This window comes from Pseudomonas sp. GW822-FHT05A08, from assembly GCF_058800485.1.
The window spans coordinates 359,313-378,948 of record NZ_CM179511.1 but is presented as its reverse complement, the minus strand read 5'-3'; the positions used below and the strand labels follow the sequence as shown (position 1 = coordinate 378,948).

The 19,636-nt window shown below is 58.5% G+C and carries 10 protein-coding genes, 2 tRNA genes and 4 rRNA genes; 8 read left to right on the top strand and 8 right to left on the bottom strand.

Going from position 1 to position 19,636, the window contains the following annotated elements; translation table 11 throughout:
* The first annotated feature begins 5 nt into the window (after window positions 1-5).
* The 3 genes from AC3RCP_RS01805 to AC3RCP_RS01795 all read left to right on the top strand — a co-directional run bounded on the left by AC3RCP_RS01805 (window position 6) and on the right by AC3RCP_RS01795 (window position 4,854).
* Window positions 6-1,016 (top strand): FecR domain-containing protein, encoded by a 1,011-nt coding sequence (locus tag AC3RCP_RS01805; RefSeq protein ID WP_492571776.1) that lies wholly within the window; start codon window positions 6-8, stop codon window positions 1,014-1,016.
* Between the two features lie 103 nt (window positions 1,017-1,119).
* Complete coding sequence (locus AC3RCP_RS01800; RefSeq protein ID WP_492571777.1) at window positions 1,120-3,615, top strand: TonB-dependent siderophore receptor; 2,496 nt, start codon at window positions 1,120-1,122, stop codon at window positions 3,613-3,615.
* 63 nt (window positions 3,616-3,678) lie between these two features.
* Window positions 3,679-4,854, top strand: coding sequence for a PepSY-associated TM helix domain-containing protein (locus AC3RCP_RS01795; RefSeq protein WP_492571778.1), 1,176 nt, complete (start codon window positions 3,679-3,681; stop codon window positions 4,852-4,854).
* Window positions 4,855-5,043: 189 nt separating this feature from the next.
* On the opposite strand, the gene rrf (AC3RCP_RS01790) is transcribed toward AC3RCP_RS01795, so the two are convergent.
* The 8 genes from rrf (AC3RCP_RS01790) to AC3RCP_RS01755 all read right to left on the bottom strand — a co-directional run bounded on the left by rrf (AC3RCP_RS01790) (window position 5,044) and on the right by AC3RCP_RS01755 (window position 13,495).
* Window positions 5,044-5,159 (bottom strand): 5S ribosomal RNA (rrf, locus tag AC3RCP_RS01790).
* 110 nt (window positions 5,160-5,269) lie between these two features.
* Window positions 5,270-5,385: ribosomal RNA gene (rrf, locus tag AC3RCP_RS01785) — 5S ribosomal RNA — on the bottom strand.
* A gap of 139 nt (window positions 5,386-5,524) precedes the next feature.
* Window positions 5,525-8,416, bottom strand: a 23S ribosomal RNA gene (locus AC3RCP_RS01780).
* 239 nt (window positions 8,417-8,655) lie between these two features.
* Window positions 8,656-8,731 (bottom strand) — tRNA-Ala (locus AC3RCP_RS01775).
* A 26-nt stretch (window positions 8,732-8,757) separates the two neighbouring features.
* Window positions 8,758-8,834: transfer RNA gene (locus AC3RCP_RS01770), tRNA-Ile, on the bottom strand.
* 65 nt (window positions 8,835-8,899) lie between these two features.
* A 16S ribosomal RNA gene (locus AC3RCP_RS01765) occupies window positions 8,900-10,436 on the bottom strand.
* Together the 16S, 23S and 5S rRNA genes with 2 tRNA genes alongside form the textbook arrangement of a ribosomal RNA operon.
* A gap of 643 nt (window positions 10,437-11,079) precedes the next feature.
* Window positions 11,080-12,300 carry a CaiB/BaiF CoA transferase family protein gene (locus AC3RCP_RS01760; protein WP_007924229.1) on the bottom strand — a complete coding sequence of 407 codons (1,221 nt, stop codon included), beginning with the start codon at window positions 12,298-12,300 and terminating at the stop codon, window positions 11,080-11,082.
* Window positions 12,301-12,313: 13 nt separating this feature from the next.
* A complete protein-coding gene (locus AC3RCP_RS01755) occupies window positions 12,314-13,495 on the bottom strand; it encodes an acyl-CoA dehydrogenase (protein ID WP_101336408.1) in 1,182 nt (393 codons plus the stop codon).
* Window positions 13,496-13,652: 157 nt separating this feature from the next.
* Here AC3RCP_RS01755 and AC3RCP_RS01750 point away from each other — a divergent pair, with 157 nt between their 5' ends.
* The 5 genes from AC3RCP_RS01750 (at window position 13,653) to scpC (ending at window position 19,573) form a co-directional block, all read left to right on the top strand.
* Window positions 13,653-14,552 carry a LysR family transcriptional regulator gene (locus AC3RCP_RS01750; RefSeq protein ID WP_101336407.1) on the top strand — a complete coding sequence of 300 codons (900 nt, stop codon included), beginning with the start codon at window positions 13,653-13,655 and terminating at the stop codon, window positions 14,550-14,552.
* Between the two features lie 451 nt (window positions 14,553-15,003).
* Window positions 15,004-16,125 (top strand): Re/Si-specific NAD(P)(+) transhydrogenase subunit alpha, encoded by a 1,122-nt coding sequence (locus tag AC3RCP_RS01745; RefSeq protein WP_007924238.1) that lies wholly within the window; start codon window positions 15,004-15,006, stop codon window positions 16,123-16,125.
* Window positions 16,126-16,140: 15 nt separating this feature from the next.
* Entirely contained in the window at window positions 16,141-16,464 is a 324-nt protein-coding gene (locus AC3RCP_RS01740; protein ID WP_003187010.1) for an NAD(P) transhydrogenase subunit alpha part 2, read from the top strand.
* Window positions 16,464-17,900, top strand: a complete 1,437-nt coding sequence (locus AC3RCP_RS01735) for an NAD(P)(+) transhydrogenase (Re/Si-specific) subunit beta (protein ID WP_492570483.1) — start codon at window positions 16,464-16,466, stop codon at window positions 17,898-17,900. Before AC3RCP_RS01740 ends, AC3RCP_RS01735 begins: the two co-directional genes overlap by 1 nt.
* Before the next feature lie 179 nt (window positions 17,901-18,079).
* Window positions 18,080-19,573, top strand: coding sequence for a succinyl-CoA:acetate CoA-transferase ScpC (gene scpC, locus AC3RCP_RS01730; RefSeq protein ID WP_492570484.1), 1,494 nt, complete (start codon window positions 18,080-18,082; stop codon window positions 19,571-19,573).
* The last annotated feature ends 63 nt before the right edge of the window (window positions 19,574-19,636 follow it).

The window sequence follows — 19,636 nt, the reverse complement described above, 5'->3', positions numbered from 1 at the left end:
GCGCGGTGGATAACCCCTCGATCAATCTGCGCCGGCCCGTGGACCCCAGGCACCTGGTGGTCAAGCAGGCCATCAACTGGATGCTGCGCCTGCGCAACAATGCCGGTAACCCCCGGCTGCTGCAGCAATGCGATACCTGGCGCGCGGCCCATCACGAGCACGAGCTGGCCTGGCAACGGGTGCAATCGCTGCAGCAGGAACTGCACAGCAACCTGCGGGCCGTGCCCGGTGCCCAGGTGGCCTTCGATACCCTGGAAAACAGCGCCCAGCGCCTCGGCCGACGCCAGGCCCTGAAGCTGCTCGGCGGCGTCATGCTGGTGGGCTCCGCCGCGTGGCTGGGCAAGGAGCAACTGGCCTGGCAGCAATGGAACGCCGACTTTGCCACCGCCACCGGCGAACGCCGCGGCTTCCAGTTGCCGGACGGCTCGCGCCTGGAGCTCAACACCGACAGCGCCGCCGACATGGACTTCAATGCCCGGCAACGGCTGATCCGGCTCAGCCGTGGGGAAATCATGCTGACCTGCGGCCCGGACTCGCAGGCGAGCCCTTCCAGGCCGCTGCTGGTACGGACCCGCCATGGTCTGTTCGAAGGGGTCGACGCCAGTTTCGTGGTGCGCATGGAGGGCGACTGCACGCGCCTGAGCGTGACCGCCGGCAGCGTTGCGATTCATTCGCCGCACACCGCCGATGGCACCTCGGCCCGGGTACAGGCCGGGCAAAGCTATCGGGTCAGTGCGTCCCAGGCGGTGCCGGTGCCGCCGCTGGACATGGACGTGGGCGCCTGGGCCGATGGCCTGATTGTCACCCGCAACATGCGGCTGGCGGACTTCATCCACGAGGTCGGGCGTTATCGCCACGGTTACCTGGGCTGTGCCGACGAGATCGGCGACCTGCGCCTGTCCGGCGTGTTCCGCCTGGAGGACACCGACAAACTGCTGGCGATCCTCCCGCAAACCCTGCCCGTGCGCCTGCGTTATCGCACCCGCTGGTGGGTCACCCTGGAACGTCTGGCCTGAGACGCTTCAACCCGTTGAATTTTTTTTGGCGGCTTTTTCCCGTGAGTCCGGCTTAGACAGTAAGCACTTCCATCTGCCTTCAGCGACTCAACGGAACCCTTCCATGATTGTGCACTTCCACCACTCCTCTTCTGCACGGCCCACCCTCGGCCTGCGCCATGCCGTGCGCGTGGCCCTGCTTTCCTCGACGCTGGGCGTCGCCGCCTTGCCTTGCCTGGCACAGGCGGTCGAGTCTGGCGCGGCCAGCCTCAGCCACAGCTACAACATCCCCGGTGGTGCCCTGAGCGAGGTACTCAACCGCTTCGCCCGCGAGGCCGGCATCACCCTGTCGATGACCCCGGCGCAGCTCCAGGGGCGCCAGTCCGCCGGCCTGAAGGGCGAGTACTCCACCGACCAGGCCCTGGGCCAGTTGCTCAATGGCTCCGGCCTGGAAGCGCTGAGCCAGGACGGCAGCAGCTATGTGCTGCGGGCCTTGCCCGAGACCGGCGCCCTGGCGTTGCCGACCACCGATATCAAGGGTTTCGCCCTGGGCAATGCCTTGGGCAGCATGGAAGGCTACAACGCCACCCACAGCCAGATCGCCACCAAGACCAGTACCGCGCTGCTGGAAACCTCGCAAAGCGTCTCCGTGGTGACCCGCGAACAAATGGACGACCAGGGTTCGCAAACCGTGTCCCAGGCCATGCGCTACACCCCCGGCGTGCTGACCAACCCCTACGGCGCGACCCACAGGTACGACTACGTGGCCATGCGCGGCTTCAACGACGGCTCGGTGGACAACATCTACCTCGACGGCCTCAAGTCCATGGGCGACAGCGGCACCTACAGCACCATGCAGGTCGACCCGTACTTCCTGGAGCGGGTGGACATCCTCAAGGGGCCTTCGTCGGTGCTTTACGGCCGCAGCTCCCCGGGCGGCCTGGTGGCACTGACCAGCAAGAAGCCGCTGTTCGAGCCCTACCATCAGATCCAGGCCACGGTCGGCACCCAGGGCCAGCGCGGTATGGGCTTCGACTTCAGCGGCCCGGTGGACGACGACAAGCGCATCGCCTATCGCCTGACCGGGCTGGCGGACCGCTCCGATACCCAGTTCGACCACAACAAGGAAAAACGCTACGCCCTGGCACCGACCCTGAGCATCGACTTCACCGATGACACCTCGCTGACCCTGCAGGCGTACCTGCAACACGATCCGGACGGCGGCTACCACAGCGGCATGCCGGCCGATGGCGCGTTGCACCCGCGCAACGGCCGGCGGATTTCCGAGAACTTCTTCGAAGGCGAACCGGGCATCGATCGCTACAAGCGCGATCAGCAGTCGTTCGGTTATCAGTTCGAACATCGCTTCAACGATGTCTTCACCGCGCGGCAGAACTTCCGCTACCTGGACTCCAAGGTGAAGCTGGACCAGGTCTACGGCTACGGCTGGACCACCCCGACCAGCAACGAGCTGAACCGCTACTACACCGGCGGCGACGAGAAGCTGCATGCGTTCATCGTCGACAACATGCTGCAGGCCGAATTTCTCACCGGCGCGACCAAGCACACGGTGCTGATGGGCGCGGATTACCAGCGGCGCAAGACGGTGGTGGACTGGACCAGCGGCTCGGTGGCGCCGATCAATGCGTTCGATCCGGTCTATGGCAACTCGGCCATCAGTTACTACGACCCCGTCAGCTATCTGCGTCGCCTCGAGCAGACCGGCGTCTACCTGCAAGACCTGATCGAGATGGACCAGTGGCGCTTCTCCCTGGGCCTGCGCCAGGACTGGGTGGAAACCTCGGACGAGAACCGCCTGGCCGAAGCCTCGCGCCCGGTGGGCACCGAGATCAATGACAAGCGCACCAAGCTGACGGGCCGCGCCGGGGCGCTGTACCTGTTCGATAACGGGTTGGCGCCTTACATCAGCTATTCCGAATCCTTCAATCCCAACTCTTACGCGGACAGCGCCGGTAACCCGCTGGCCCCCACCGATGGCACCCAATGGGAACTGGGCCTGAAGTACCAGCCACCGGGCACGGATGACCTGTACACCGCGTCGCTGTTCCGCATCGACCAGGAAAACCTGGCCACCAAGCTGCCTCAGGAAAACTTCTATCGCGCGGTCGGCGCCGTGCGCTCCCAGGGCCTTGAACTGGAAGCGCACCTGCAGTTGAACGACAACCTCAAGCTGCTCGGCAGCTACACCTTCACCGATATCGAGTACTCGAAGTCGATGATCAGCACCTTGAGCACGGCCACCGACATCATCGAGAACAAGGGCAACTCACCGACCCAGGCGCCGCGACACATGGCTTCGCTCTGGGCCGACTACAAGTTCGACAGCGGCTCGCTCGACGGCCTGCGCCTGGGTGGTGGCGTGCGGTACGTGGGCTACAGCTGGGCGGATGCGGAGAACACCATGAAGGTGCCGTCCTACACCCTGTTCGATGCCTCCGTCGGCTATGACCTGGGCAAGGTCGGCCTGAAGGGCGTGGATGTCCGGCTCAATGCCAACAACCTGACCAACGAATCCTACATCGCCTCCTGTGCCAGCCTGAGCTTCTGCTACATGGGCGAGGAGCGAAACGTCGCGGCCACGGTCAGCTACCAGTTCTAATCATTTGTCGTTCCCCCGAAGCCAGCGCACGCGCTGGCTTCGTCGTCTCTACGGGAAAATTTCATGCGCGCAATTCTGGTTCTACTGCATCGTTATATCGGCCTGGCCACCGCGGTGTTTCTGCTGCTGGCGGGGCTGACCGGCAGCCTGCTGGCCTTCCATCACGAGCTGGACGAGTGGCTCAACCCGGAGTTCTACGAGGCCCCCGCCGAGGGTCAGGCACTGCCGCCTGGAAGCCTGGTCGACCGGGTGCAGACGCAGTATCCGCGCCTGCAGGTCTGGTACATGGAGTACCCCAACGAGCCCGGACATACCGCGCTGCTCGCGGCGGTTCCCCGTAACGATCCGGCCACGGGCAAACCCTTCGACGACCCCAACCAGGTGTTCTATCTGGACCCGGTCAGTGGCGAGCAGACCGGCAAGCGGTTCTGGGGTGCCTGCTGTTTTCAGCGGGAGAATCTCATCCCCTTCATTCTCGAGTTCCACTACAACCTGACGCTGCCGGGTAACTGGGGACTGGTGTTGATGGGGCTGGTGGCGATCTTCTGGGTCGTCGATTGCTTCATCGCTTTGTTCCTCACCCTGCCCCGTGGCCGGCCGTTCTGGAAGAAGTGGTCGACCGCCTGGAAGATCAAGGGCGGGCACGCTTATCGTCTCAACATGGATCTGCATCGGGCGGGCGGGTTATGGCTGTGGTTACTGCTGCTGCCGATAGCGATCAGCAGCGTGGCGATGAACCTGCCGAGCCAGGTGTTCAAGCCGGTGGTTTCCTTACTCTCACCGATCGAGCCGAGCGTCTATGAAGCTCGTGGGCGCATGCCCAGCGATCAGTTGGGGATTACCCGGCTCACCTATCAGCAGGCTTATGAACGCGCCCAGGAAGAAGGCAAACGGCTGGGCCTGACAGCAGCGATCGGCGAGCTGTATTACAGCTTCGAATACAACTTCTATGGCGCCGGTTTCGGTCAGCACGATACCGAGGCCCATGGTAAGTCGTGGTTGTTCTTTCATGGCACCGATGGGCACCTGCTGGGGCAGGAGATCGCCGGGCAAGGCACCTTGGGCGAACGTTTTTATCGGCTGCAACTGCCGATCCATGGTGGCCGGATCATCGGCTTTACCGGGCAGGTACTTATTGCGGTGTTGGGATTGGTGATTGCGATGTTGTCCGTCACCGGGATCTACATCTGGTGGCGTAAATGGCTGGCCCGCAGAAGCAGCAAGATGCGTCAGCGGTGAGGTGAGGGACAGAGCGGAGGTGCTTCGCTCTGTTCTGATGCTGTGGAGCATAGGTTGGGGGGCTGGAGGGGGATTCAGCTCACCTGCTAGGTGACCTGGAGACCTGGCTCGGATGTAAGCCTCAAGGCTTTCAGACGTACAAAAACAAAACCCCTGTCTGCGTCGGCAGACAGGGGTTTCGGAATTCAATCTTGACGATGACCTACTCTCACATGGGGAAACCCCACACTACCATCGGCGATGCATCGTTTCACTGCTGAGTTCGGGATGGGATCAGGTGGTTCCAATGCTCTATGGTCGTCAAGAAATTCGGTGGCCGGACCGTTGGCTCAAGGGCCGAACGTGCCAGCAAAATCGGGAACTTCTACAAAAACAAAACCCCAATTGCTTTCGCAATTGGGGTTTTGGAATTTAATCTTGACGATGACCTACTCTCACATGGGGAAACCCCACACTACCATCGGCGATGCATCGTTTCACTGCTGAGTTCGGGATGGGATCAGGTGGTTCCAATGCTCTATGGTCGTCAAGAAATTCGGTGTGCCGAGTCGTCTTTCGACGCTTCAGCAAATTGGGTATGCGATAGTTTGTGTGTTTTCTCGAACTTTCGGTTCGTTTCGTCTTCACACACCGCAATCTGGCTGTTAAGCGCAAATTGCTTGGGTGTTATATGGTCAAGCCTCACGGGCAATTAGTATTGGTTAGCTCAACGCCTCACAGCGCTTACACACCCAACCTATCAACGTCGTAGTCTTCGACGGCCCTTCAGGGAACTCAAGGTTCCAGTGAGATCTCATCTTGAGGCAAGTTTCCCGCTTAGATGCTTTCAGCGGTTATCTTTTCCGAACATAGCTACCCGGCAATGCCACTGGCGTGACAACCGGAACACCAGAGGTTCGTCCACTCCGGTCCTCTCGTACTAGGAGCAGCCCCTCTCAAATCTCAAACGTCCACGGCAGATAGGGACCGAACTGTCTCACGACGTTCTAAACCCAGCTCGCGTACCACTTTAAATGGCGAACAGCCATACCCTTGGGACCGGCTTCAGCCCCAGGATGTGATGAGCCGACATCGAGGTGCCAAACACCGCCGTCGATATGAACTCTTGGGCGGTATCAGCCTGTTATCCCCGGAGTACCTTTTATCCGTTGAGCGATGGCCCTTCCATACAGAACCACCGGATCACTAAGACCTACTTTCGTACCTGCTCGACGTGTCTGTCTCGCAGTCAAGCGCGCTTTTGCCTTTATACTCTACGACCGATTTCCGACCGGTCTGAGCGCACCTTCGTACTCCTCCGTTACTCTTTAGGAGGAGACCGCCCCAGTCAAACTACCCACCATACACTGTCCTCGATCCGGATAACGGACCTGAGTTAGAACCTCAAAGTTGCCAGGGTGGTATTTCAAGGATGGCTCCACGCGAACTGGCGTCCACGCTTCAAAGCCTCCCACCTATCCTACACAAGCAAATTCAAAGTCCAGTGCAAAGCTATAGTAAAGGTTCACGGGGTCTTTCCGTCTAGCCGCGGATACACTGCATCTTCACAGCGATTTCAATTTCACTGAGTCTCGGGTGGAGACAGCGCCGCCATCGTTACGCCATTCGTGCAGGTCGGAACTTACCCGACAAGGAATTTCGCTACCTTAGGACCGTTATAGTTACGGCCGCCGTTTACCGGGGCTTCGATCAAGAGCTTCGCGTTAGCTAACCCCATCAATTAACCTTCCGGCACCGGGCAGGCGTCACACCCTATACGTCCACTTTCGTGTTTGCAGAGTGCTGTGTTTTTAATAAACAGTCGCAGCGGCCTGGTATCTTCGACCGGCATGGGCTTACGGAGCAAGTCCTTCACCCTCACCGGCGCACCTTCTCCCGAAGTTACGGTGCCATTTTGCCTAGTTCCTTCACCCGAGTTCTCTCAAGCGCCTTGGTATTCTCTACCCAACCACCTGTGTCGGTTTGGGGTACGGTTCCTAGTTATCTGAAGCTTAGAAGCTTTTCTTGGAAGCATGGCATCAACCACTTCGTCACCTGAAAGGTAACTCGTCATCAGCTCTCGGCCTTAGAACCCCGGATTTACCTAAGATTCCAGCCTACCACCTTAAACTTGGACAACCAACGCCAAGCTGGCCTAGCCTTCTCCGTCCCTCCATCGCAATAACTAGAAGTACAGGAATATTAACCTGTTTTCCATCGACTACGCTTTTCAGCCTCGCCTTAGGGACCGACTAACCCTGCGTCGATTAACGTTGCGCAGGAAACCTTGGTCTTTCGGCGTGGGTGTTTTTCACACCCATTGTCGTTACTCATGTCAGCATTCGCACTTCTGATACCTCCAGCAAGCTTCTCAACTCACCTTCACAGGCTTACAGAACGCTCCTCTACCGCATCACTTACGTGATACCCGTAGCTTCGGTGTATGGTTTGAGCCCCGTTACATCTTCCGCGCAGGCCGACTCGACTAGTGAGCTATTACGCTTTCTTTAAAGGGTGGCTGCTTCTAAGCCAACCTCCTAGCTGTCTAAGCCTTCCCACATCGTTTCCCACTTAACCATAACTTTGGGACCTTAGCTGACGGTCTGGGTTGTTTCCCTTTTCACGACGGACGTTAGCACCCGCCGTGTGTCTCCCATGCTCGGCACTTGTAGGTATTCGGAGTTTGCATCGGTTTGGTAAGTCGGGATGACCCCCTAGCCGAAACAGTGCTCTACCCCCTACAGTGATACATGAGGCGCTACCTAAATAGCTTTCGAGGAGAACCAGCTATCTCCGAGCTTGATTAGCCTTTCACTCCGATCCACAGGTCATCCGCTAACTTTTCAACGGTAGTCGGTTCGGTCCTCCAGTCAGTGTTACCTAACCTTCAACCTGCCCATGGATAGATCGCCCGGTTTCGGGTCTATACCCAGCGACTAAACGCCCTATTAAGACTCGCTTTCGCTACGCCTCCCCTATTCGGTTAAGCTCGCCACTGAATATAAGTCGCTGACCCATTATACAAAAGGTACGCAGTCACAGAACAAAGTCTGCTCCCACTGCTTGTACGCATACGGTTTCAGGATCTATTTCACTCCCCTCTCCGGGGTTCTTTTCGCCTTTCCCTCACGGTACTAGTTCACTATCGGTCAGTCAGTAGTATTTAGCCTTGGAGGATGGTCCCCCCATATTCAGACAAAGTTTCTCGTGCTCCGTCCTACTCGATTTCATGACTAAGAGATTTTCGCGTACAGGGCTATCACCCACTATGGCCGCACTTTCCAGAGCGTTCCGCTAATCTCAAAGCCACTTAAGGGCTAGTCCCCGTTCGCTCGCCACTACTAAGGGAATCTCGGTTGATTTCTTTTCCTCAGGGTACTTAGATGTTTCAGTTCCCCTGGTTCGCCTCTTGCACCTATGTATTCAGTACAAGATAACCATCTTATGATGGCTGGGTTCCCCCATTCAGACATCTCCGGATCAAAGTCTGTTTGCCGACTCCCCGAAGCTTTTCGCAGGCTACCACGTCTTTCATCGCCTCTGACTGCCAAGGCATCCACCGTATGCGCTTCTTCACTTGACCATATAACCCCAAGCAATCTGGTTATACTGTGAAGACGACATTCGCCGAAAATTCGCGATTAAACTCACAAATTTTACCTTAGCCTGAACAACACCAGTGAAAGTGCTATCCAGTCTATCTTTCTATCACATACCCAAATTTTTAAAGAACGATTCTGATAAAGATCAGAAATCAACATTCACCATCAACTTGATGGAATGCTCATTTCTAAGCTTTAAACGATGGACACCAATCTGTAATGGTGGAGCCAAGCGGGATCGAACCGCTGACCTCCTGCGTGCAAGGCAGGCGCTCTCCCAGCTGAGCTATGGCCCCGTATCGCTACAGGGTGCACCAGTAATTGGTGGGTCTGGGCAGATTCGAACTGCCGACCTCACCCTTATCAGGGGTGCGCTCTAACCAACTGAGCTACAGACCCAATCGTCTTCTTCAATGAATCAAGCAATTCGTGTGGGAGCTTATGAAGCAGCTGATGTCGTCGATTAAGGAGGTGATCCAGCCGCAGGTTCCCCTACGGCTACCTTGTTACGACTTCACCCCAGTCATGAATCACACCGTGGTAACCGTCCTCCCGAAGGTTAGACTAGCTACTTCTGGTGCAACCCACTCCCATGGTGTGACGGGCGGTGTGTACAAGGCCCGGGAACGTATTCACCGCGACATTCTGATTCGCGATTACTAGCGATTCCGACTTCACGCAGTCGAGTTGCAGACTGCGATCCGGACTACGATCGGTTTTGTGGGATTAGCTCCACCTCGCGGCTTGGCAACCCTCTGTACCGACCATTGTAGCACGTGTGTAGCCCAGGCCGTAAGGGCCATGATGACTTGACGTCATCCCCACCTTCCTCCGGTTTGTCACCGGCAGTCTCCTTAGAGTGCCCACCATAACGTGCTGGTAACTAAGGACAAGGGTTGCGCTCGTTACGGGACTTAACCCAACATCTCACGACACGAGCTGACGACAGCCATGCAGCACCTGTCTCAATGTTCCCGAAGGCACCAATCCATCTCTGGAAAGTTCATTGGATGTCAAGGCCTGGTAAGGTTCTTCGCGTTGCTTCGAATTAAACCACATGCTCCACCGCTTGTGCGGGCCCCCGTCAATTCATTTGAGTTTTAACCTTGCGGCCGTACTCCCCAGGCGGTCAACTTAATGCGTTAGCTGCGCCACTAAGAGCTCAAGGCTCCCAACGGCTAGTTGACATCGTTTACGGCGTGGACTACCAGGGTATCTAATCCTGTTTGCTCCCCACGCTTTCGCACCTCAGTGTCAGTATCAGTCCAGGTGGTCGCCTTCGCCACTGGTGTTCCTTCCTATATCTACGCATTTCACCGCTACACAGGAAATTCCACCACCCTCTACCATACTCTAGCTCGCCAGTTTTGGATGCAGTTCCCAGGTTGAGCCCGGGGATTTCACATCCAACTTAACGAACCACCTACGCGCGCTTTACGCCCAGTAATTCCGATTAACGCTTGCACCCTCTGTATTACCGCGGCTGCTGGCACAGAGTTAGCCGGTGCTTATTCTGTCGGTAACGTCAAAATACTCACGTATTAGGTAAGTACCCTTCCTCCCAACTTAAAGTGCTTTACAATCCGAAGACCTTCTTCACACACGCGGCATGGCTGGATCAGGCTTTCGCCCATTGTCCAATATTCCCCACTGCTGCCTCCCGTAGGAGTCTGGACCGTGTCTCAGTTCCAGTGTGACTGATCATCCTCTCAGACCAGTTACGGATCGTCGCCTTGGTGAGCCATTACCTCACCAACTAGCTAATCCGACCTAGGCTCATCTGATAGCGCAAGGCCCGAAGGTCCCCTGCTTTCTCCCGTAGGACGTATGCGGTATTAGCGTCCGTTTCCGAACGTTATCCCCCACTACCAGGCAGATTCCTAGGCATTACTCACCCGTCCGCCGCTCTCAAGAGGTGCAAGCACCTCTCTACCGCTCGACTTGCATGTGTTAGGCCTGCCGCCAGCGTTCAATCTGAGCCATGATCAAACTCTTCAGTTCAAACATCTTTGGGTTTTGAGAAAACCCTAAACTTGGCTCAGCAATCGTTGGTTACATCTTTGATTTCTCGCGGAGTAACTTGTGATGCTGATAATCTTTCTGACTATCAGTCTGACTCCACAAGCACCCACACGAATTGCTTGATTCAGTTGTTAAAGAGCGGTTGGTTAAGTCTTTCGTCTCAACCGAGGCGCGCATTCTACAGCAGCCTCTGCATCTGTCAAGCGGTTATTTTAAGAAGTTTTCAAAGTTTCCTTTGCAACTTCAACCACTTGCGCTTTCGATCTCTCGTCAGCGGGAGGCGAATTCTACAGCGTTACACGCTGCTGTCAACACCTCTTTTTCTCCGCTTTCGACCGAGAAGATCGAATCGTTAACTCGGCGAAAACTTACTGCCGAATCAACTCCTTCGGGCTTCGATGAACTGAAGCGTAACCACTGCCGAAAACCGCGTAACTCGTTGAATCTCAAGGAGTTTTCCGTTTCGACTGCGCCGGAAGTGGGGCGAATTATAGACTTCCAGAATTTGCCGTCAACCCCTAATTTGCTTTTACTATGAATAAACCTGAAAACACCCCAAAAGGGGTGTTTTCAGGCCTCTTATATAGAAGGGATCAGATGTTCTCTATATAGAAGAGCGCATTCACACCACGCCCGAGGCTCGCAAGGCATCCACGGACTCAAGCTCAAGCCCCAGCACTCGCTGCAGAACCTGGGCGGTATGCTCTCCTAATAGAGGAGGCGCATAACGGTACTCGACCGGCGTCTCGGAGAGACGGATCGGACTCGCTACCTGAGGCACCAACCCCGCCAACGCATGAGGCAGCTCGATCGCCAACCCGCGCGCTTTGACCTGCGGGTCCTCGAACATCTGCGCCAGGTCGTTGATAGGGCCGCAAGGCACCCCCGCCTGCTCCAACTGGGCGACCCACTCAGCGGTGGTCTTGAACACCGTGGCCTGACGGATCAATGGAATCAGCACCGCCCGATTGGCAACCCGCAGCTTATTAGTCGCAAAGCGCGGATCGTCCGCCCACTGCGGTTGGCCCGCCACCTCGGCAAACTTGCGGAACTGCCCGTCATTTCCCACGGTAAGGATGAAATCGCCATCCGCCGTGGGAAAGTCCTGATAAGGCACGATATTCGGGTGAGCATTACCCAGGCGCTTGGGAGCGACTCCGGTGGTCAGGTAGTTCATCGCCTGGTTGGCCAGACACGCAACCTGTACATCCAGCAACGCCATATCAATGTGCTGCCCACCGCCGTCATGCTGCCGGTGCGCCAATGCGGCAAGAATCGCCACAGTCGAGTACAACCCCGTCAGGATATCCGTCAATGCCACGCCGACCTTCACCGGCCCGGCGCCCTCATCCCCCTCGGGACGCCCGGTCAGGCTCATCAGCCCGCCCAGCCCCTGGATCATGAAGTCGTAGCCGGCACGCTTGGCATAAGGCCCCGTCTGGCCAAAGCCGGTAATGGAGCAATAGATCAGGTTAGGGTTGAGCGCCTTCAGCGACTGATAGTCCAACCCATAGGCCGCCAGACCGCCAACCTTGAAATTCTCGATCAGAATGTCGGACTTGGCCGCCAACTCGCGCACCAGGCGCTGACCTTCCGGCCGAGTGAAGTCGATAGTCACCGATTGCTTGTTTCGGTTGGCCGACAGGTAATAGGCAGCCTCCGTAGTATTCTCGCCATAAGCGTCCTTGAGGAAAGGCGGCCCCCAGGCGCGCGTATCGTCACCATTACCCGGACGCTCGACCTTGATCACCTCGGCCCCCAGGTCCGCCAGGATCTGACCGGCCCAAGGCCCGGCCAGCACTCGCGACAAGTCCAGCACCCGCAAATGAGATAACGCGCCCATGGTCGTTCTCCTATCAGTAGAACGCCTGGATGCCGGTCTGCGCGCGCCCCAGGATCAGCGCATGGACGTCATGGGTCCCTTCGTAGGTGTTCACCACCTCCAGGTTGACCAGGTGACGGGCGATGCCGAACTCGTCGGAGATGCCGTTACCGCCCAGCATGTCGCGGGCCATGCGAGCGATGTCCAGCGACTTGCCGCAAGAGTTGCGCTTCATGATCGAGGTGATTTCCACCGCAGCCGTACCTTCATCCTTCATCCGGCCCAAACGCAGGCAGCCTTGAAGGGCGAGGGTGATCTCGGTCTGCATGTCCGCCAGTTTTTTCTGGATCAGTTGGGTAGCCGCCAGCGGGCGGCCGAATTGCTGACGGTCCAACGTATATTGGCGAGCGGTGTGCCAGCAGAACTCGGCCGCACCCAGGGCACCCCAGGAAATACCGTAGCGGGCAGAGTTCAGGCAGGTGAACGGACCTTTCAGACCCCGTACATCCGGGAAGATGTTCTCTTCCGGCACAAAGACGTTGTCCATGACGATTTCGCCGGTGATGGAAGCGCGCAGGCCGACCTTACCGTGAATCGCCGGAGCACTCAGACCTTTCCAACCTTTCTCCAGTACGAAGCCGCGGATATCCCCAGCATCGTCCTTGGCCCAGACCACGAACACGTCAGCAATCGGGCTGTTGGTGATCCACATCTTGCTACCAGTCAGGCTGTAACCGCCATCGACCTTACGGGCACGGGAAATCATCGCGCCCGGGTCGGAGCCATGGTTAGGCTCGGTCAGACCAAAGCAGCCGATCCACTCGCCAGAGGCCAGCTTCGGCAAATACTTCTGCTTCTGGGCTTCGGTACCAAATTCATTGATCGGCACCATCACCAGGGAGGACTGCACGCTCATCATCGAGCGGTAGCCGGAGTCAACACGCTCCACTTCGCGGGCAATCAGGCCGTAGCAGACATAGTTCAGACCGCTGCCGCCGTACTGTTCGGGAATGGTGGCACCCAGCAGGCCGACTTCGCCCATTTCGCGGAAGATCGCCGGGTCGGTCTTTTCATGACGGAAAGCTTCGAGCACACGCGGCGCCAGCTTGCCTTGAGCGAATTGCTCGGCACTGTCACGCACCATGCGCTCCTCTTCAGAGAGCTGTTGATCCAGCAGAAGGGGATCGATCCAGTTGAAGCTTGCTTTACCGCCCATGAGTGAGTCCTCGTGAAGTAGGTCAACGTTCGTGGACTGATCCTAGGCCGGCTTTGCGGGCGCGGCAAACGAGGATTTCGCATACTGTTGTGCTAATTTCTCACTCCTTAACAGCCGAAAGCGGCTTTTAGCGATTCCATTAGTGAGATTGCCGTACATGCGCAGAAAGATCCCCAGCACTACCGCCCTCATCAGCTTCGAAGCCGCCGCCCGTCACGAGAGCTTTACCAAGGCGGCGCAGGAGCTTTCGCTGACCCAAGGTGCAATTTGCCGACAGATCGCCAGCCTGGAAGAGTTTCTCGGGGTCGAACTGTTCCGCCGGTCCCGACGCGGTGTCAAGCTGACCGAGGCGGGGCTCTCCTACAGCCGCCGCGTGGCAACTCAACTGGACGCAGTGGAACGCGACACGCTGTCCGTCATGGGCCAGCAGGGCGCCAATGTCATCGAGCTGGCAGTGGTCCCGACCTTTGGCACCCAATGGCTGTTGCCCCGACTCAAGGATTTTCAGCAGCGACACCCGGAAGTCACGGTCAACCTGACCAACCGCACCCGGCCTTTCCTGTTCGCCGATACCGACTTCGACGCCGCGATTTACTTTGGCGATGCCGACTGGTCGGGTACCCAATCCCATCGCCTGATGGGAGAAAACCCGATGCCGGTATGCAGCCCCGAAACCCTGGGCAACCGCACCCGGCTAAGCGCCGAAGAAATCGCCGAGTTGCCGCTGCTGCAGCAGACCACGCGCCCCTATGCCTGGCGGCAATGGTTCAACTCACAGCACCTGAATATCCCGCGAGACATGACAGGCCCGCGTTACGAACTATTCTCCATGCTGGCGCAAGCCGCCATGCACGACATGGGTATCGCCCTGATCCCGCCATTCCTTATTCAACGGGAGTTGAGGGAAAAGCGCCTGGTGATCGCCAACCCCGAAGCACTGGCGAGCATCAAGGCGTATTACCTGATGATTCCCGAGCGCAAGGTGGAATCAGCGTCCTTACGGGCTTTTCGTGATTGGCTGGTGGAACAGGCACAAGGCTACAGCCTTGAGAAATAGCAGGGCAGGGCGACAAGCTGACTTCGTAGTCAGAAAAAACAAAACACTACAGATATAACTAAATGTCGCATTTAGACAGACTGTATCGATAAGCGGAACAACCGTCCTATAAGTGCCTAACCACGCGGCTTGTAGGGCTTTTTTAGGGCCATGAACGCCCATTCACATGAGCAATGTGAAAAATGTTTTATTTTCCGTCGAGATCCTTACAAGGCACGGCTTACACGGGATTGAGCCCTATCCTTGCGACATTCGGTCACGGGGTGACTTGTAGTTAATTTTCCGTCACCCCTCATAATCCCTTGAAGGGCGTAATGTTCGCCTGCAAAATGCCGCGCCCCGCCTTGATTCTGGCGGGATCGTGCTGATCGGCCGCCCCAGCTGCACCATCCGTAGTGCGCTGGCCTTCTAAAAAAGATCGAAAGCAATAAGATCACGCAGGAGATTTGACGTGCACATTGGTGTTCCTCTCGAGACCCAAACGGGTGAAACACGGGTTGCTGCAACCCCGGAAACCATCAAGAAACTGATCGGCCAGGGTCATAAAGTCACTGTGCAGAGCGGCGCCGGTATCAACGCCAGTGTTGTCGACAGTGCCTATGAAGCGGCAGGTGCAACCATTGGCAGCGCCAACGATGCATTCGGCGCGGAGCTGATTCTCAAGGTCGTGGCTCCCAGCGACAGCGAACTGGCCCTGATCAAGAGCGGCACCGTCCTGGTGGGCATGCTCAATCCGTTCAGCAATGAAACCATTGCCAAGATGGCCGAGCGCGGCATCACCGCCTTCGCTCTGGAAGCAGCGCCGCGTACCTCGCGGGCTCAGAGCCTGGATGTGCTGTCCTCGCAAGCCAACATCGCCGGTTACAAGGCGGTGCTGCTGGCTGCCCACTATTACCCGCGCTTCATGCCGATGCTGATGACCGCCGCGGGCACCGTGAAAGCCGCTCGCGTGCTGATTCTCGGTGCCGGTGTTGCCGGCCTGCAGGCCATCGCCACCGCCAAGCGCCTGGGCGCCGTGATCGAGGCCTCGGACGTGCGTCCGGCGGTCAAGGAACAGATCGAATCCCTGGGGGCCAAGTTCGTCGACGTGCCTTACGAGACCGATGAGGAGCGTGAATGCGCCGTCGGTGTCGGTGGCTACGCACGCCCGATGCCTGCCAGCTGGATGCAGCGCCAGGCCCAGGCCGTGCACGAACGCGCCAAGCAGGCCGATATCGTGATCACCACCGCCCTGATTCCAGGCCGCAAGGCGCCAGTACTGCTGAGCGCCGAAACCGTGGCCCAGATGAAGCCGGGATCGGTGGTCGTCGACCTCGCCGCGGCCCAGGGCGGCAACTGCCCGCTGACCGTGGCGGATCAGGTGGTGGTCGAGAATGGCGTGACCATCGTCGGTCCGACCAACCTGGCCGGCGCTGTCGCTGCCGACGCCTCGGCGCTGTACGCCCGCAACCTGCTGGACTTCCTGAAGCTCGTCTTCACCAAAGAAGGTCAGTTCGAGGTCAACCTAGAAGACGACATCGTCGCCGCGTGCCTGATGTGCCGCGACGGCCAAGTCATCCGTAAAAACGCCTAAGCAGGGATTCAGACGATGGAAGAGCTTATCTCCCCCGGTATCTACAACCTGATCATCTTCGTGCTGGCGATTTATGTCGGTTATCACGTGGTCTGGAACGTTACACCCGCACTGCACACGCCGCTGATGGCGGTGACCAACGCCATTTCGGCGATCGTGATCGTCGGCGCCATGCTGGCCGCCGCCCTGACCGTGACGCCGCTGGGCAAGACCATGGGCACGCTGGCCGTGGCCCTGGCCGCGGTCAACGTGTTCGGCGGCTTCCTGGTAACCCGCCGCATGCTTGAGATGTTCAAGAAAAAAGCCCCGAAAGCCGTAAAAGAAGAGGCGCCCAAGTAATGAGCATGAATCTGGTAACGACGCTCTACCTGATCGCGTCGATCTGCTTTATCCAGGCTCTCAAAGGCCTGTCGCACCCGACCTCCTCGCGCCGCGGCAACCTGTTCGGCATGCTCGGCATGGCCCTGGCGATCGTCACGACCGTCGGCCTGGTGTTCAAGCTCGGCGCGGAGCTGGCGACCGTTGGCATCGGCTACGTGATTGTCGGCCTGCTGATCGGTGGCACCGCCGGTTCGATCATGGCCAAGCGCGTGGAAATGACCAAGATGCCGGAGCTGGTGGCCTTCATGCACAGCATGATCGGTCTGGCAGCGGTGTTCATTGCCATTGCCGCCGTGGTGGAGCCGCAGTCCCTAGGCATCGTCAAGCAGCTGGGTGATGCGATTCCGGCCGGTAACCGCCTGGAGCTGTTCCTCGGTGCGGCCATCGGTGCCATCACCTTCTCCGGTTCGGTGATCGCCTTCGGCAAGCTGTCGGGCAAGTACAAGTTCCGCCTGTTCCAGGGCGCACCGGTACAGTTCGGCGGCCAACACAAGCTGAACCTGATTCTCGGCCTGGCAACCCTGGGCCTGGGCGTGACCTTCATGCTCACCGGCAACCTCGGCGCCTTCGCCCTGATGCTGGTCCTGGCCTTCGTGCTGGGCGTGCTGATCATCATCCCGATCGGCGGTGCCGACATGCCGGTGGTGGTGTCGATGCTCAACAGCTACTCGGGCTGGGCGGCGGCGGGGATCGGCTTCTCGCTGAACAACTCGATGCTGATCATCGCCGGCTCCCTGGTGGGTTCGTCCGGTGCGATCCTGTCGTACATCATGTGCAAGGCGATGAACCGTTCGTTCTTCAACGTACTGCTTGGCGGCTTCGGCAACACTGCAGACGCTGGCGGCCCGGCGGGCGCGCAAGAAGCCCGCCCGGTGAAGTCCGGCTCGGCCGACGACGCGACCTTCCTGCTGACCAACGCCGACACCGTGATCATCGTTCCGGGTTACGGCCTGGCAGTCGCGCGGGCACAGCACGCACTGAAGGAGCTGACCGAGAAACTGGTACACCGTGGCGTGACCGTGAAGTACGCGATCCACCCGGTAGCAGGTCGCATGCCCGGCCACATGAACGTGCTGCTGGCCGAGGCCGAAGTACCGTACGACCAGGTGTTCGAGATGGAAGACATCAACTCCGAGTTCGGCCAGGCCGACGTGGTGCTGGTGCTCGGCGCCAACGACGTGGTCAACCCGGCGGCGAAGAACGATCCGAAATCGCCGATCGCCGGCATGCCGATTCTCGAGGCGTTCAAGGCCAAGACCATCATCGTCAACAAGCGTTCGATGGCCAGCGGCTATGCCGGCCTGGACAACGAACTGTTCTACCTGGACAAGACCATGATGGTGTTCGGCGACGCCAAGAAAGTCATCGAAGACATGGTCAAAGCCGTCGAGTAAACCTGCTCCAGCGCAACACCCAAGACCTCAGCCTTTAGTAGGCTGGGGTTTTTTATTTCCCGCACAAACCCGACAAAAGGCTCTAAATCGCGGCCTTTCATTCGACCTTGGTAGCGGGACGAATTTTTTTGAAATCACTAGACTGCGCATCTTGCTTCCGCTGCCCGAGATAACAATCCATGTACCGTGATCGTATCCGCTTGCCTTCGTTGTTGGATAAGGTGATGAGCGCCGCCGACGCTGCCGCTCTGATTCAGGACGGCATGACCGTCGGCATGAGCGGTTTCACCCGCGCCGGCGAAGCCAAGGCCGTGCCCCATGCGTTGGCCGAGCGCGCCAAGGTAACCCCACTGAAAATCAGCCTGATGACCGGCGCCAGCCTGGGCAATGACCTCGACAAGCAACTCACCGAGGCCGGTGTCCTGGCTCGACGCATGCCGTTCCAGGTCGACAGCACCCTGCGCAAGGCGATCAATGCCGGCGAGGTGATGTTCATCGACCAGCACCTGTCGGAAACCGTGGAACAGTTGCGCAACCAGCAGCTCAAGCTGCCGGACATAGCCGTCATCGAAGCCGTGGCGATCACCGAGCAGGGCCATATCGTGCCGACCACCTCGGTGGGCAACTCCGCCAGTTTCGCAATCTTCGCCAAGCACGTGATCGTCGAGATCAACCTGGCGCACAACCCGAACCTGGAAGGTCTGCACGACATCTATATCCCGACCTACCGGCCGACCCGCACGCCCATCCCGCTGGTGAAGGTCGACGACCGTATCGGCAGCACCGCCATCCCGATCCCGGCGGAGAAGATCGTCGCGATCGTCATCACCAACCAGGCGGACTCGCCATCCACCGTTTCGCCCCCTGACAGCGAAACCCAGGGTATCGCCAATCATCTGATCAACTTCTTCAAGCAGGAAGTGGACGCTGGCCGCATGAGCAACAAGCTCGGCCCGCTGCAGGCAGGCATCGGCAATATCGCCAACGCGGTGATGTGCGGCCTGATCGAGTCGCCGTTCGAAGACCTGACCATGTACTCCGAAGTGCTGCAGGACTCGACTTTCGACCTGATCGACGCCGGCAAGCTGAGCTTCGCCTCAGGCAGCTCGATCACCCTGTCGAGCCGCCGCAACGCCGATGTGTTCGGCAACCTGGAGCGTTACAAGGACAAGCTGGTACTGCGCCCGCAGGAGATCTCCAACCACCCGGAAGTGGTGCGTCGCCTGGGCATCATCGGCATCAACACCGCCCTGGAGTTCGACATCTACGGCAACGTCAACTCCACCCACGTCTGCGGCACGCGGATGATGAACGGCATCGGTGGTTCGGGTGACTTCGCGCGCAACGCGCACCTGGCGATCTTCGTCACCAAGTCCATTGCCAAAGGCGGGGCGATTTCCAGCGTGGTGCCGATGGTCAGTCACGTCGACCACACCGAGCACGACGTCGACATCCTGGTGACCGAGATCGGCCTGGCCGACCTGCGTGGTCTGGCGCCACGGGAGCGGGCACGGGTAATCATCGACAACTGTGTACATCCGGACTATCGCCAGGCGCTGAATGACTACTTCACCGCCGCCTGCGCCCTGGGCGGTCACACGCCACACGTCCTGCGCGATGCCCTGCGCTGGCACATGAACCTGGAAGAAACCGGGCGCATGCTCGCTTTGTGATGGGTACAGTCGATGGCTGACGCAAGCACAGTTGCGTCAGCTCATCGACAACCCTTAAACATC

What these genes read in the sequence shown, in the direction of transcription:
- AC3RCP_RS01800 (WP_492571777.1), top strand. Translation starts at nt 1,120, where the DNA reads ATGATTGTGCACTTCCACCACTCCTCTTCTGCACGGCCCACCCTCGGC.
- AC3RCP_RS01740 (WP_003187010.1), top strand. Translation starts at nt 16,141, where the DNA reads ATGGAAGAGCTTATCTCCCCCGGTATCTACAACCTGATCATCTTCGTG.
- AC3RCP_RS01760 (WP_007924229.1), bottom strand. Translation starts at nt 12,300, where the DNA reads ATGGGCGCGTTATCTCATTTGCGGGTGCTGGACTTGTCGCGAGTGCTG.
- AC3RCP_RS01755 (WP_101336408.1), bottom strand. Translation starts at nt 13,495, where the DNA reads ATGGGCGGTAAAGCAAGCTTCAACTGGATCGATCCCCTTCTGCTGGAT.
- AC3RCP_RS01735 (WP_492570483.1), top strand. Translation starts at nt 16,464, where the DNA reads ATGAGCATGAATCTGGTAACGACGCTCTACCTGATCGCGTCGATCTGC.
- AC3RCP_RS01750 (WP_101336407.1), top strand. Translation starts at nt 13,653, where the DNA reads ATGCGCAGAAAGATCCCCAGCACTACCGCCCTCATCAGCTTCGAAGCC.
- scpC (WP_492570484.1), top strand. Translation starts at nt 18,080, where the DNA reads ATGTACCGTGATCGTATCCGCTTGCCTTCGTTGTTGGATAAGGTGATG.
- AC3RCP_RS01795 (WP_492571778.1), top strand. Translation starts at nt 3,679, where the DNA reads ATGCGCGCAATTCTGGTTCTACTGCATCGTTATATCGGCCTGGCCACC.